Origin of the sequence: Nocardiopsis dassonvillei subsp. dassonvillei DSM 43111, assembly GCF_000092985.1 — a bacterium.
In the GTDB taxonomy this organism is placed as follows: Bacteria; Actinomycetota; Actinomycetes; order Streptosporangiales; family Streptosporangiaceae; genus Nocardiopsis; species Nocardiopsis dassonvillei.
The window spans coordinates 4,883,912-4,896,906 of the sequence record NC_014210.1 but is presented as its reverse complement, the minus strand read 5'-3'; the positions used below and the strand labels follow the sequence as shown (position 1 = coordinate 4,896,906).

Genomic DNA, 12,995 nt, shown 5'->3' with positions numbered 1-12,995 from the left:
CCGTCCGCGTCCGGGCCCCGGCGGTTCCCGGGACTACTCCGACACGGCCGTGTAGTAGTGGAGCTCGGTCTCCCCGTCATAGGAGTCGACCTCCGGCACCTGCCCGTCCGACAGGTCGGTCTCCACCCCGGCCCGGGTGAACAGCGCGCGGACCTCCTTCTCCGCGTCCTCGGACAGGTAGTGGTGGTGCAGGTCCAGACGCCTGAGGCCGCGGAACACGGGCGACTCCAGCAGGTGCGGGACGTCCTCGTCGCGCAGGGTGCCCAGGGACAGGTCCAGGGTGTGCAGGCGGGAGGTGACGGGGGCCTCGGCGAGCGCGCGCACCCACGCGCCGGTGTGCTCGGCGTTGCGCAGGCCCAGCGAGCGCAGTGCCGGGAAGGCCCCGCCGGACAGGACGGGGGCGAGGTCCAGCGCCGTGGTGTCGCCGCGGTAGTCGTCCACTCCCAGCCACAGCTCCAGGTGCTCCAGGGCGGGGAGCCGTGCGGAGACGACCTCCCGGGTGAGCCGCGCGGGCAGTCCCCCGCCCTGGAGGGTGAGGCGGCGCAGCCCGTCGTGCTCCAGCGCCTCCAGGCCCAGGTCCATGGTGCCGCGCGCGGCGAACCCGGTCAGCCCGGGAAAGGCGTTCACCAGCGGGGACAGGTCCCCGTGCCGGATCCACGACGCCTCGCACTCCTCGAAGGTCAGGTCCGCGTAGAAGAGGTCGCGCAGGCCGGGCAGGCGCGGGGCGGCCTCCGCCAGGGCGTCGCGGACGGCGTCGGAGGACTCCACCTCGAAACCGGTCACCAGGCCGCCGACGACGAGGGCGCGGACCGCGGCCGGGTCGCCGACGAACTCCAGGAACCCCTCCAGGTACTCCCGGGGGTCCTCCGGGAGGTCGTCCCCGTACCGGTCCAACCGCCAGGCCACCGATCCGGGATCGGCCAGGCCGTCCCGCAGCGGGGACCGGGCGCCGGGCGGGACGGTCTCCCCGCTCCGTTCCAGGCGGCGCGCCTCCGCGTAGTCCAGGACGGGCAGCCCGGCGAACTCGGTCAGGTGGTCGTGGAAGGTCAAGGGGTCTCCCGGAGGTTCGGAGGGTGTGTGCGGCCATGCATAGCAGCGCACTCCGACACCGAGGCCTCCTCCAGCACCGCCCTCGTGGTCGGGCACTCCAGGACGTCCGGCGCCCCGCAGGACCCGCCCTCCGGCGACGGGGAGTTCGTCACCGTCCCGTGCGCGCTCGCCCTGCGCGCCATCCCCGACCGGTACCGCGCCCTGTCCGGGACGCACCGCGTCCTGCGGCCGGGCGGGGTCGCGAGATCCGGCCCTTCGCCTTGAGGGCACGGGGATGTCCGAAAACCGGGAGCACGCGGTTCTCCGGGGCCGTTGCGGCGCTTCGGCGGGACTTCCCGCGGGCGCGGTGTGACAGTGGTCCCATGGCTACGCACAGCGAACTGCGAGACTTCTGGGAACGCCGTCTCGAAGGCGACTGGACCGAGAGCGGCGTCGGCTACCGGGCCCTGGGCCGCCCCTTCAACACGTGGATGTACAAGGTGCGCGAGGAGGTGTTCCTGCGCGAGGCCGCACGGCTGACCCCCGGCCGGTCCGGCGCCAGCGTCCTCGACGTGGGCAGCGGCACCGGCTTCTACGTGCGCCTGTGGGAGCGGATGGGCGTCGGCGACGTCACCGGGTGCGACATGACCGACGCCGCCGTGCAGCGCCTGCGCGGCAGGTTCCCCGACCACAGGTTCGTCCGCCAGGACGCCGCGGACCTCGACGCCTTCGACGACGACTCCTTCGACGCGCTGTCCTGCATGGACGTGCTCTTCCACATCACCGACGACGAGCGCTACACCCGGGCCCTCGGCGAGTTCTCCCGGGTGCTGCGCCCCGGCGGCCTCCTCGTCATCTCAGAGAACTGCCTGCGCCGCCCCGAGCAGCGCGGTGAACACCAGGTCAACCGCACCCTGGAGTGGATCACCGACACCGCGGACCGGGCCGGGTTCGACCTGGTCCGCCGGGTGCCCATGCTCATGCTGATGAACGCCCAGGTGGACGCCCCCACGCCCTGGCGCAAGGCGTGGGGCGGGGCCCTGCGCGCGGCCACCCTCACCGCGCCGACCGGGTGGCTCGCGGGCGCGGCGCTCTACCCGCTGGAGCGGCGCCTGGTCCGGGGCCGCAGTGAGAGCCCGACCACGGAGCTGGTGGCGTTCCGCCGCCGGGAACGGGGGTAGGAGGAGAGTCCTGTGTCACGGGAGACACGGGGCGGACGCGCCGCCGTCCGCCGGTGCCCCGGGATACGGTTGACGTCCACTTTGTACCAGGGGCGTCCGCGGTCGGGCCCGGCACCGCGGAGGTCCCTGCCCGGGAGGCGACTGTGCGACGCTCCACCATCACCTCGGTGGCCAAGTGGGGGCTCGTCGGGCTGGTGACCACGCAGGTCGCCGTGGCCGCGACCCTCATGGGGGTCAACCACTGGCGCAGGAAGGTGCGGCCGCGCCGGGCCTTCTTCCCCCGCACGGCGCCCGCCGAGCTGCCGGTGGGCGACACCGGGACCACGGCGACCGTGTACACCTACGGCGAGGACCTGTTCGAGGACATGATCGCGGCGATCCGGGGGGCCCGGCGCCGCGTCCTGTTCGAGTCCTACATCATCAAGGACGACCGGGTGGGCCAGCGGTTCAAGCGCGCGCTCATCGAGGCGGCCGACCGGGGCGTCGAGGTGTACGTCGTCTACGACGGCTTCGCGAACCTGGTGGTGCCCCGGTCCTTCTTCCGCTTCCCGCCCAACGTCCACGTGCTGGAGTACCCGGCCCTCCGGCCCGGCGTGCTGCTGCTGAACATCCGCAAGTCCGGCCGCGACCACCGCAAGATCCTCACCGTCGACGGCGAGGTGGGCTTCGTCGGCGGGTACAACGTGGGCTCGCTCTACGCCACCGACTGGCGCGACACGCACATGCGCGTGACCGGCCCGGCGGTGTGGGAGCTGGAGAACGCCTTCAGCGACTTCTGGAACATGAACCGGCGGTCCCTCCAGCCCGAGCTGGAGAACTTCGGCGACCCCGACTGGGACGCGCACTTCCGCGTGCACCGCAACGTGCCCGAGATGCTCATCTATCCCATCCGGGCGATGTTCCTGGAGGCCATCGACCGGGCCAAGGAGCGGGTGTTGTTCACCCAGGCCTACTTCATGCCCGACCGGGAGTTCCAAAACGCCCTGGTCGGGGCGGTGGAGCGCGGCGTGGACGTCAACATCCTCGTACCGGAGGAGTCCAACCACGTCGTCGCGGACTGGATCTCCCGCAGCCAGTACTCGGTGCTGCTGCGCGGCGGCGTGCGCCTGTGGCTGTACCGCAACGCCATGGTGCACGCCAAGACGGCGACGGTGGACGGCCGCTGGTCCACGATCGGCACCGCCAACGTGGACCGGCTGAGCCTGACGGGCAACTACGAGATCAACGTGGAGATCTTCGACGAGGGCGTGGCCGCACACCTGGAGGAGGTCTTCGCCAACGACCTCGCCAACGCCCGCGAGCTGACCGAGTGGGAGTGGCGGGACCGCCCCTGGTACGCCAAGTTCGGCGAGGCCGTGCTGGCGCCCTGGCGGCCCTTCCTGTGATCGGCCAGGTGCTCCGGCCGCGGCGTTGGACCGTGTTCGGCGGACCGCCGGGCCAACGCCCGCTCAGGAGCGGCGTCGCTTGGGCGGCGGCCCCAGCCGGTTGGGGAAGAACGGGTCCGGGTCGGTCTTGCGGGGCCGGGGCCCGCCCCAGTGCTGGGGGCCCGGGTGCGGGGTGCGGTGGAGCGCCCCGGCGATGGCGGCGGGCGAGCCGCCCCGCTGCCGGGCGGGTGTTCTGTCCGGTTCCTCCGCCTGCCCGTCCCGGAAGTGCTCCGCGTGCGCCATCCGTGTGACCTCCCCCGTCCGGTACCTGCTCCCACCCCATGATCGGACGAGCCGCCCCCGGTGTCATGGCGACACGTGGGGGAAACGGCACCGATGACCGGGGAGAACGCGGACGCGCGGGGCCCGGTCACGGGTCGGTCGGCTCCGGGGCCGCGCCGGACGGCCGCCGGGTCGCGCGCCCGTCACCCGTCCGCCGCGGCGTGCCGCTCACCGGCGCGCCGGATGCGGCGCTGGACGAGGCCGCGGACGCCCGGAAGCAGGACGGCCCGGATCGCCAGGTCGTTCATCCACACGTGCGCGCGGCTGGAGGGGGCGTACTGGCGCGTCCCCCGCCGGGCGAGCGCCTGCCGCCTGCGGGTCTCGGGGCGCAGGCCCGCCTCCCACCGCGCCAGGGCCCCGGTGACGTCGCCGCCGTGCCGCTCCAGGGCGTCGCCGAGCCGGTCGGCGCCGCTGAGCGCGAGGGCCGCGCCGTACCCGGCGAACAGGGAGGGGCACCAGGCCGCGTCGCCCAGCAGCACGACCCGGCCGCGGCTCCACCGGTCCGCGCGGACCTGGCTGACGGAGTCGAAGTAGGCGCCGGACGGGTCGGCGCGCAACTGGCGGAGCACGTCGGGCACGCCCCCGCCGAGGTCGCCGAACGCCGAGGTGAGCGCCCGGACCGGTCCCCGGGCCAGTTCGGCGTCCGGATCCGCGCAGCGGTAGGCGAAGAAGGCCGAGGACCGGCCCGGACCGAGGTTGACCACCGCCGCCGTGCGCCCCGGCCCGATGAACGTGGTGCCGGTCCCCTCGGGCACGTCCTCGGGGAGCCGGTCGAGCGGGAGCGCACCCACGACGTGGTCCAGGTCGACGCGGAAGTCCGCCTCGGGGCCGAACACGGCGGCGCGGACGCCGGAGCGCAGCCCGTCGGCGCCGACGAGCAGGTCGGCGCGCTCGGTGGTGCCGTCGCTGAGCCCGACCCGGACGCCGTCGGCGTCCTGGGCCACGTCCACGGCGGTGGTGCCGAATCGCAGGACCGCGCTGCCGCGCACGGCCTCGTACAGCGCCGATTCCAGGTTCTCCCGGAACACGGTCAGCGCCCGGTCGCCGAGGGCGGCCCTGGCGATCTCGGGAGGGACGGAGAACTTGCGCCGACCGTCGGCCCTCACCAGGACCGTGGAGAACAGGCCGATGTCGCTGGCCGAGAGCGCGGGGACGAGGCCGAGGCGCTCGGCGGCGTCGTATCCCCACCCGACCAGGTTCACCATGTAGCCGCCTCTGCGGCGGGCCGGAGCGCGCTCGACCACGAGCGTCTCCCAACCGGCCCGGTGGAGCCGTAGCGCGGTGGCGAGCCCGGCGATGCCCGCGCCGACGATCACCGCCCGCCCCGGGGGCGAGCCGCCGTCTCCGCCACCGGCACGCTGGGAGGAGTCCCCGTCGTTCGTCACCGCGACCTCCGGACCACATTGGTATGAGCAAGCGTTCATTCAAGTATGAGCATGTGTTCATACCAAGCGCAAGCCGGTGGCCCGGTGTGCGGCGGCCGACCGCGCCAAGGTCGTTCGAGGACCTAGACTTCCTGGCATGCCACGTGGTGTCGCCATCCCCGAACTCAGGCAGCGGCTCTTCTCCGCGGTCGAGCGGGTGATCGTCCGGGAGGGGCCGGGCGGCCTCAGCGGCCGGGCCGTCACACGCGAGGCCGGTGTCGCCACCGGGCTGCTCTACGCCCACTTCGCGGACACCGACGACTTCCTGGCCGCCTACGCCGTCGACCGGGGCTTCCAGGTCTGCGCCGGGGCCGCGTCCCTGCCGGGGCGCGCCGGTACGGGCGCGGTCGCGGACAACCTGGCCGAGGCCGTGCTGGCGACCCCGCCGACGGTCCTCCTGGCGCTGACCAGGCTCATGGCCTCCCGGCCGGAGCTGGCCGGACGCGTGCGCGCGGTCCTCGGCGACCGCACGGCCGGTCTGGAGGCGGTCGAGACCGCGGCCGCGGACTACCTCACCGCGGAGCGGCGCCTGGGGCGCCTCCACGGGAGCGCCGACCCCGAGGCGCTGGCGCTGGCGGTGGTCGGCGCGGTCCACCACCTCGTGCTCACCGGCGCGCGGGACTCCGCGGTCGGCGGCCGGGTCCGGCGGACGGTGGCCGCGCTGCTCGCGGGTTTCACGGAGGTGGCCGACCGACGGTGACCGCAGGCGGGCGGCCGGGCGGGCGCGCGCTCCCAGACGACGTGTGGAGACGAGCAGAGCCCCGTGGGCTGCAACCGTAGTCGCAACCCACGGGGCTCTCACCCTGATGGCTCTGCGAGATCATCGCAGGTCATCCCATGCGGCCCCGGCAGGATTCGAACCTGCGGCACCCGCTTTAGGAGAGCGGTGCTCTATCCCCTGAGCTACGGAGCCATGGGTCTGGCGCGGGTATGTCTTACCCCGCCACCGGACCAAGCCTAACCCAGGATGGACGTGGATGGGGTGTCGGTCCGCCTCCGGCGGGGGCGGTTGGGGGACTCTGCGTGCATGGCGGAGTACGCTGACCTACGATTGGTTGTCCTGGTGCGGTGTGACGTTGTTCATGACGCATGTCGTGTTATGGCCGCATATGTGCCCTCGATAACGATGGGGGCGCGGGCTCGGCGTTGACCAGCCCGGCGGTGACCAGGTGTTTCACCGAAGCCCGGAGCGGAGGGCGGCGGGGCGGGGTGGGGCCCGTCCGCGACCCGCTCCGTCCGGTGGACCGATCTCGCGTGGCCGCATGTGGACATGTAGTACGTTGCCTTGCGGCCACGGGTAGGTGTTCGAGGAAAAGCAGCCGGAGGATCATTCGTGCCGTTCACTTCTGATGCGGCGCGGCGCAGGTCCCGCGTACCGGGTGGCGGCGGGGCGCTCACCGCCTTCGCCCTGTCCTACCGGGTCCGCTTCGCACAGGCGCTGACGCTCACGCTCGTCACCGCGCTCCTCGTGGCGCCGGTGCACACCGGCGCGCTGGAACCCGCCGAGGCGAGCCTGGAGGAGTTCCGGGAGAGGGCCGAGACCGCCTCCCAGGAGCTGGAGGAGGCCAACCAGGACCTCGTCGACCGCCAGGACGCGCTGGAGGACGCCCAGTCGGAGCTGGTCCAGACCATCTACGACCTCCAGCAGACCGAACTCGAACTCAACGAGATGCGCGAACCGCTGGCCCAGCTGGCCAGCACGCTGTACAAGCAGCCCGACGGCGGCATGCTCGCCGTCCTGGCGTCGGGGTCCCTCACCGAGGACCTGCAGATCCAGTCCTACGCGGCGAAGATCTCCGAGGACAACCAGATGCTCATCCAGGACGCCACGGACCTGCGTGAGGAGCAGGTCGAGCTGGCGAGCCAGGCGCAGGAGCTCCAGACCACCACCCAGCTCGAACAGGTCGAGCTGGCCGCGGACATCGAGGCCCTGCGCGAGCGGTCCGAGCAGACCACGAACGAGCTGGTGCAGGAGCTGGAGGACCGCGGCATCGACCCGGAGGCCTACATGGCCGCCGGGGACTGCGACCCGTCCGCCGCCGCGAACGCCGAGGGGGCGGCCAACGGCCTGCTCCCGGCCAACTCCCTGTGCGACCTCTACGACGACAAGAAGCTGCGCGCCGACGCGGCCGTGGACTTCCTCCAGCTCAACGCCAGGTACGTGGACGAGTTCGGCGAGAACATCTGCATCACCAGCGCCTACCGCGACCTGCCCAACCAGCACCGCGTCTACGGACAGGTCGCGCCGGGCTTCGCGGCCGTCCCCGGCACGAGCAACCACGGCCTGGGACAGGCCATCGACCTCGGCTGCGGCATCCAGAACTACCGGTCCGACCGCTGGCTCTGGATGGAGGCCAACGGCGCCGACTTCGGCTGGCACCACCCTGCCTGGGCCAAGTCCAGTCCCTTCGAGCCCTGGCACTGGGAGTACACCGGCTGACCTTCGGCCGGTGCCTGCCGGGGGCGGCCCCGCACGGGGCCGCCCCGACGCGTCCGACCGCCTCAGGCGGCCGTCTCGGGCACCACCTCGCTGGTGCAGTGGGCGCAGCGGGACGCCTTCTTGCTGATCTCGCTGAGGCAGTGCGGGCACTCGCGCGTGGTGGCCTCCTCGGCCTTGACGAAGCGCTCCACCACCTTGGCCACGGGCAGGACCACGAAGAAGTACAGGATCGCTGCGGTGATCAGGAACGAGATCAGCGCGTCGACGAACGCCCCGTACAGGAACCGGCTCCCGTTGATCTCGAAGTAGAGGTCGCCGAAGGTGGGGACCCCGCCGAAGATGCCGATCAGCGGGGTGATGAACCCCTCGGTGAACGCGGTGATGAGGTTGGCGAAGACCGCGCCGATCACGACCGCGACCGCCAGCTGCACCAGGTTGCCCTGGAGCAGGAACTTCTTGAAGCCTTGCATGGATACAAGCCCTACATACTCGTGGTGTCCGTACGGGCGCCGGAGCGGGATCCCCGGGTGGGAGCCCGCGGCGCCCGGACAGCTTTGCCCACCGGACGTCGCCGGTCAACCGCGGATGGTGATGGACAGCCGGGAGGCGGCCGCGTGGCCCGCCAGACTCCTGGCCTCGACGGGCGTGGCCGCGACGACGATCAGCGCGCCGCCCTCCCCGCCGCCCGAGGACTCCTCCTCCGGCAGGGCCAGGACGGGGCGGTCGCTGACCACCTCCACGGCGGGGCCCGCCCGGGCGGGCGCGAGGTCGTCGCTGCCTCCGGCGGCGAGGACGTCCACCCGGCTGCCGGGGGAGAGCAGGCCCACCGCGCCGGGGTCGGCCACCCGCACCGGAACGGCGACCAGGCCGGGGCCGTAGGCCCGCGCGGGAGGGTCGGCGAGCCGGGCGTCGGTGATCACCTCTCCCCGGCGTACCGGAGCGTTGAGACGGAGCCCGGCGGCCGCGGTGTCGGCCGCGAGCGCGCCGCCCGGCACGGACCCGGCGGGCAGGTCCCGGGCGGTGAGGTCGCCCTCGGTGAGGGGGTCCGCGGCGCCGAGGTCGCGGGAGGCGACCAGGACGCGGGTGACGGGTACGGGTGCGGGGCGTACGGCCAGGACGGCGCTGAGGAGCGCGGCGGCGGCCAGGAGGGCGGCGACGACGCGCCGGTGCCGGTCCAGGAGCCGGGTGAGCGCGCGCCGGTGCCGGTAGGGCGGGGGTGCGGCGTTGGTCATAACCTCAACGCTAGGCCGCGGAGGGCCCGTTCGGAGGTTGTCCACAGGCCCGATCGCGCGGGCCGCGCACCGGGGCGTCCGGTCGGGGCGCCCGGGCGTGGAGGGGCGGGCGGCTGCCCGGCGCACCCGCAGCGGAGCCGGACATGCCGCGCGCCGCCGAGGGGTCGGCGGCGCGGTGGGCGGTCAACGGCCCGGCGGTCAGCTCGTCGCGGCGGTGGCACTGGTGCTGCCGGCCTTGGCCGTGGTGCTGCTGCTGGTGTCCGAGGAGGAGCCCTTGGTGTCCGAGGAGGCGGAGGACGCGGCGGAGGAGTCGGTGGAGCCCGAGTTCCCGCTGTCCTTGCTCTCGGTGGAGCCCGAGCCGGTCAGCACGGAGCTGTTGGAGGACTTGCCGCTGTCGGTGCGGTAGAAGCCGGAGCCCTTGAAGACGATGCCCACGGCGGAGTACACCTTGCGCAGGCGGCCCTCGCACTCGGGGCAGACGGTCAGCGCGTCGTCGCTGAAGCTCTGCACGACCTCCATCTGGGCGCCGCACTCGGTGCACGCGTACTGGTACGTAGGCACTGTTCGGGTCCTCCTTGCTGGCACTCTCGCCCGTTGACTGCTAAATAGTACGCGCTCGCCGACCGGAGCCGTGACAGGGCCTCGCCCACGGGGACCGGTGCGGGGGCGCGGGCGGTCGGACGCCGGGCGCCGCCGGAGCGCGACCGCCAGCGACAACGCCCCCGGGGCCCGGGTTAATCCCGCCCCGGTCCCGCCCCGCGGTCCGGCCGCTCCCGTTCAGTCCTTCCGGCTCAGCCGCTCCCGCTCGTCCGGTCCGCCCGGCCACACGCCCGCGCCGAGGACCCGCACCCCGCCGGACGGGGTGACCACGGCGTCCACCGGCCGGTCGTGCGGCTCGGCGGGCAGCGACTCCACGAACTCCTCGTCGTGGACCAGGGCGATCGCCGGGGTGTGCGGGCCCTTGCGGGCCAGCGCGCGGTCGTAGCACCCCGCGCCGCGCCCCAGGCGCGTCCCCCGCCGGTCCACGGCCACGGCCGGGCAGACCACCGCGTCGGCCCGGGCCAGCGCGTCGGGCCCGTAGCGGCGGCCCACGGGCTCCAGCAGCCCGTGACCGGCCGGGGCCAGGGAGTCCGGCCCGTCGAAGGCCGCCCAGTCCAGTTCGCCGCCGGGCAGGAACACGGGCAGCAGCACGTAGGCGCCGCGCTTCCACAGCGCCGCCACCAGCTTGCGGGTGTCGGGCTCGCCGCCCACGGAGTAGTAGCAGGCGACCGTCCCGCCCATGGCCAGCCACGGGACGTCCAGCAGCGCGTCGCGGACCGCCGACCCGGCCCGGGCGCGCTCCTCGGGGCCCCGGGCGCGCCGCCGCTCCAGGAAACCCCTCCGCAGCCCGGCCTTGGCCTCACGCAGTCCGCTCTCGCCCATGGCCCCAGTGTGGCACCGCCCCGACCCGGCCGGTTGACCCGTGCGGTGAACAAGCGGTGGCGGTCCACCCTCCGCCACCCGAAACCATCCGTACTTCTTGGCGCCCTCCTGTGTGTGCAGGCGCGGAGACGGCCGACCGCTGGCCTAAAGTGCCGACATGAACGACTCCACCGACCACAAGCGACCCTCCGGTTCCGTGTCCGTCACGAAGGCGGTCGTACCCGCCGCGGGCCTGGGCACGCGCTTCCTGCCCGCGACCAAGGCCACGCCCAAGGAGATGCTGCCGATCGTGGACAAGCCCGCGATCCAGTACGTCGTGGAGGAGGCGGTGGCCGCCTCCCTCCAGGACGTCCTGATGATCACGGGACGCAGCAAGCGCTCCATCGAGGACCACTTCGACCGGGCCTACGAGCTGGAGGAGGCGTTGGAGGCCAAGGGCGACGACGCCCGGCTGCGCTCGGTGCGCGAGTCCAGCGACCTCGCCCAGGTGCACTACGTCCGCCAGGGCGAGCCGCGCGGCCTGGGCCACGCGGTGCTGTGCGCGGAGGCGCACGTCGGTGACAACCCCTTCGCCGTCCTGCTGGGCGACGACCTCATCGAGTCCGCCGACCTGCTGCGCCGCATGATCGAGGTGCGCGAGCGCCACGGCGGCAGCGTCGTCGCCCTCATGGAGGTGGAGCCCGAGCAGGTGTCCCTGTACGGGTGCGCGGGCATCGAGCCCACCGACGAGGACGACGTCGTCACCGTCACCGACCTGGTCGAGAAGCCCGCCCCCGAGCAGGCGCCGAGCCGCTGGGCGATCATCGGCCGCTACGTCTGCGACCCGGCGGTCTTCCCCGTCCTGCACGAGACCCCGCCCGGCCGGGGCGGTGAGATCCAGCTGACCGACGCCCTGCGCGAGCTGGCCCGGCGCAAGCCCGAGGACGGCGGTACGGTGCACGGCGTCCTCTTCCGCGGCCGCCGCTACGACACCGGCAACAAGGCCGACTACATCCGCACGGTCGTGGACTTCGCCTGCCGGCGCCCCGACCTCGCCGACGAACTGCTGCCCTGGCTGAGCGACTTCGTCGACCGCGCGCGGGCCCAGCGCCCCTGACCGGGACTCCCGAGCGCCCCGACCGGGGCCCGGCGCACCGCATACGGGGCCGGACGCGGCAAGAATGGGGCGCGAGCCGTCTCCTGAGGGAGGGGAGGCGGGGCCACCACAGGAACCGCGAACCGGGAGGAACCCCCGTGAAGAGCGTCGAACAGCACATCGCCGATGTCCTGGCACTGATCCCCGACCCCGTGCCGACCGAGCTGGACCTGCTCCAGGCACACGGCGCCGTGCTGGCCGAGGCCGTCACCTCGCCCGTGTCGCTGCCGGGCTTCGACAACTCGTCCATGGACGGGTACGCGGTGCGCGCCGCGGACCTGGAGTCGGCCTCGCCGGACCACCCCGTGCGGCTGCCGGTCGTGGCCGACATCCCGGCGGGCGACCCCTCCCCGACCGCGGTCCTGCCGGGCAGGTCCGCCCGGATCATGACCGGCGCGCCCATGCCCTCGGGCGCGGACGCGGTGGTCCCGGTCGAGTGGACCGACGGCGGCACGGCCAGCGTGACCTTCGACCGGCCGGTGAAGGAGGGCAACGCCGTGCGCCGCGCGGGGGACGACGTCACCGCGGGCGCCACCGTGCTGCGGCCGGGCGTGCGCATCGGCCCGGGGGAGATGGGAGTCCTGGCGGCCGTCGGGCGCCGTTCGGTCCCGGTCTACGCCCGCCCCCGCGTGATGGTGCTCTCCACCGGCGAGGAGCTGGTCGAGCCCGGGCGCCCGCTCGGCCCCGGCCAGATCTGGGAGTCCAACAGCTTCATGATCGCCGCCGCCGCGCGTGACGCCGGGTGCGAGGTGCACCGCCACGGGTTCGTGGGCGACCACCCTCAGACGGTGCGCGACACGCTGGACGACCTGCTGGTGCGCGCCGACATCGTGGTGACCACGGGCGGCGTGAGCATGGGCGCCCACGACGTGGTCAAGGAGGTGCTCACCCGCGAGGGCACCGTGGAGTTCGTCCAGGTGGCGATGCAGCCGGGCAAGCCCCAGGGCTTCGGCGTGATCGGCCCGGACCGGACCCCCATCATCACGCTGCCCGGCAACCCGGTGAGCGCCTTCGTGTCCTTCCAGGTCTTCGTCCGGCCCGCGCTGCGCCGCCTGCGCGGGCTCGACCCCCGGCCGCTGCCGAGCATGCGCGCCCTGCTCACCTCGCCGGTCACCTCCCCGCCCGGGCGCCGCTCCTTCCTGCGTGCGGTGCTGGAGGAGTCCCCCTACGGGCGCGACGCCGAGCCCACGGTGTCCCCGGCCTCGCACCAGGGCTCGCACCAGCTGTCCGCCCTGGCCGGGGCCAACGCGTTCGTGGTGGTGCCCGAGGAGGTGACAGAACTGGCCGCGGGCAGCCGCGTCGAGGTGGTGCGCCTGCCCGAACCCGCCTGAGCCGCGCCCGACCGGGTCCGCGGACCCGTGGAGCGGGGGCCCCGGGAGTGCCGTACGGTCGTGGTGGCGCGCTCCGGCGCGCCCGGACGCGGCCG

General features: G+C 73.8%; 14 protein-coding genes and 1 tRNA gene. 7 read left to right on the top strand and 8 right to left on the bottom strand.

All coding sequences use genetic code 11. The annotated features are described in order from the left end of the window. Positions 1–33: 33 nt before the first annotated feature. On the bottom strand, positions 34–1,050 hold the full coding sequence (locus NDAS_RS20275) for an STM4015 family protein (protein WP_013155102.1): 1,017 nt from the start codon (positions 1,048–1,050) through the stop codon (positions 34–36). 27 nt (positions 1,051–1,077) lie between these two features. Between NDAS_RS20275 and NDAS_RS20270 the strand changes: the two genes are divergently transcribed. The 3 genes from NDAS_RS20270 to NDAS_RS20260 all read left to right on the top strand — a co-directional run bounded on the left by NDAS_RS20270 (position 1,078) and on the right by NDAS_RS20260 (position 3,595). After that, a complete protein-coding gene (locus NDAS_RS20270; RefSeq protein WP_013155101.1) occupies positions 1,078–1,314 on the top strand; it encodes a methyltransferase domain-containing protein in 237 nt (78 codons plus the stop codon). 98 nt (positions 1,315–1,412) lie between these two features. Further along, the gene (locus tag NDAS_RS20265; RefSeq protein ID WP_013155100.1) at positions 1,413–2,210 is read left to right on the top strand and encodes a class I SAM-dependent methyltransferase; all 798 of its coding nucleotides are present in this window, start codon (positions 1,413–1,415) and stop codon (positions 2,208–2,210) included. Positions 2,211–2,353: 143 nt separating this feature from the next. Continuing rightward, on the top strand, positions 2,354–3,595 hold the full coding sequence (locus NDAS_RS20260) for a phospholipase D-like domain-containing protein (protein WP_013155099.1): 1,242 nt from the start codon (positions 2,354–2,356) through the stop codon (positions 3,593–3,595). Between the two features lie 63 nt (positions 3,596–3,658). Here the strand turns inward: NDAS_RS20260 and NDAS_RS20255 are convergent, their stop codons facing one another. Both NDAS_RS20255 and NDAS_RS20250 read right to left on the bottom strand, forming a co-directional pair. Next, positions 3,659–3,877: a hypothetical protein gene (locus tag NDAS_RS20255; RefSeq protein WP_013155098.1), complete on the bottom strand. Its 219-nt coding sequence runs from the start codon at positions 3,875–3,877 to the stop codon at positions 3,659–3,661. A gap of 182 nt (positions 3,878–4,059) precedes the next feature. Next, entirely contained in the window at positions 4,060–5,301 is a 1,242-nt protein-coding gene (locus NDAS_RS20250) for an FAD-dependent oxidoreductase (protein WP_013155097.1), read from the bottom strand. A 136-nt stretch (positions 5,302–5,437) separates the two neighbouring features. Here NDAS_RS20250 and NDAS_RS20245 point away from each other — a divergent pair, with 136 nt between their 5' ends. Further along, entirely contained in the window at positions 5,438–6,040 is a 603-nt protein-coding gene (locus tag NDAS_RS20245; protein ID WP_013155096.1) for a TetR family transcriptional regulator, read from the top strand. A gap of 140 nt (positions 6,041–6,180) precedes the next feature. Here the strand turns inward: NDAS_RS20245 and NDAS_RS20240 are convergent. Continuing rightward, positions 6,181–6,253 (bottom strand) — tRNA-Arg (locus NDAS_RS20240). 420 nt (positions 6,254–6,673) lie between these two features. On the opposite strand from NDAS_RS20240, the gene NDAS_RS20235 reads away from it, so the two are divergent. Beyond that, complete coding sequence (locus NDAS_RS20235) at positions 6,674–7,780, top strand: M15 family metallopeptidase (RefSeq protein WP_013155095.1); 1,107 nt, start codon at positions 6,674–6,676, stop codon at positions 7,778–7,780. Positions 7,781–7,842: 62 nt separating this feature from the next. On the opposite strand, the gene NDAS_RS20230 is transcribed toward NDAS_RS20235, so the two are convergent. The 4 genes from NDAS_RS20230 to NDAS_RS20215 form a co-directional block, all read right to left on the bottom strand. After that, complete coding sequence (locus NDAS_RS20230; protein ID WP_013155094.1) at positions 7,843–8,250, bottom strand: MscL family protein; 408 nt, start codon at positions 8,248–8,250, stop codon at positions 7,843–7,845. Positions 8,251–8,355: 105 nt separating this feature from the next. Further along, a complete protein-coding gene (locus tag NDAS_RS20225) occupies positions 8,356–9,012 on the bottom strand; it encodes an SAF domain-containing protein (protein WP_013155093.1) in 657 nt (218 codons plus the stop codon). 198 nt (positions 9,013–9,210) lie between these two features. Continuing rightward, positions 9,211–9,573, bottom strand: a complete 363-nt coding sequence (locus NDAS_RS20220) for an FmdB family zinc ribbon protein (RefSeq protein ID WP_013155092.1) — start codon at positions 9,571–9,573, stop codon at positions 9,211–9,213. A 216-nt stretch (positions 9,574–9,789) separates the two neighbouring features. Continuing rightward, positions 9,790–10,434, bottom strand: a complete 645-nt coding sequence (locus NDAS_RS20215) for a 5-formyltetrahydrofolate cyclo-ligase (RefSeq protein WP_013155091.1) — start codon at positions 10,432–10,434, stop codon at positions 9,790–9,792. Between the two features lie 157 nt (positions 10,435–10,591). Here NDAS_RS20215 and galU point away from each other — a divergent pair, with 157 nt between their 5' ends. After that, positions 10,592–11,530 (top strand): UTP--glucose-1-phosphate uridylyltransferase GalU, encoded by a 939-nt coding sequence (gene galU / locus NDAS_RS20210; protein WP_013155090.1) that lies wholly within the window; start codon positions 10,592–10,594, stop codon positions 11,528–11,530. A 137-nt stretch (positions 11,531–11,667) separates the two neighbouring features. Next, positions 11,668–12,900: a molybdotransferase-like divisome protein Glp gene (gene glp / locus NDAS_RS20205; RefSeq protein WP_013155089.1), complete on the top strand. Its 1,233-nt coding sequence runs from the start codon at positions 11,668–11,670 to the stop codon at positions 12,898–12,900. Positions 12,901–12,995: the final 95 nt, after the last annotated feature.

What these genes read in the sequence shown, in the direction of transcription:
- NDAS_RS20265 (WP_013155100.1), top strand. Translation starts at nt 1,413, where the DNA reads ATGGCTACGCACAGCGAACTGCGAGACTTCTGGGAACGCCGTCTCGAA.
- NDAS_RS20255 (WP_013155098.1), bottom strand. Translation starts at nt 3,877, where the DNA reads ATGGCGCACGCGGAGCACTTCCGGGACGGGCAGGCGGAGGAACCGGAC.
- NDAS_RS20245 (WP_013155096.1), top strand. Translation starts at nt 5,438, where the DNA reads ATGCCACGTGGTGTCGCCATCCCCGAACTCAGGCAGCGGCTCTTCTCC.
- NDAS_RS20230 (WP_013155094.1), bottom strand. Translation starts at nt 8,250, where the DNA reads ATGCAAGGCTTCAAGAAGTTCCTGCTCCAGGGCAACCTGGTGCAGCTG.
- NDAS_RS20225 (WP_013155093.1), bottom strand. Translation starts at nt 9,012, where the DNA reads ATGACCAACGCCGCACCCCCGCCCTACCGGCACCGGCGCGCGCTCACC.
- NDAS_RS20215 (WP_013155091.1), bottom strand. Translation starts at nt 10,434, where the DNA reads ATGGGCGAGAGCGGACTGCGTGAGGCCAAGGCCGGGCTGCGGAGGGGT.
- galU (WP_013155090.1), top strand. Translation starts at nt 10,592, where the DNA reads ATGAACGACTCCACCGACCACAAGCGACCCTCCGGTTCCGTGTCCGTC.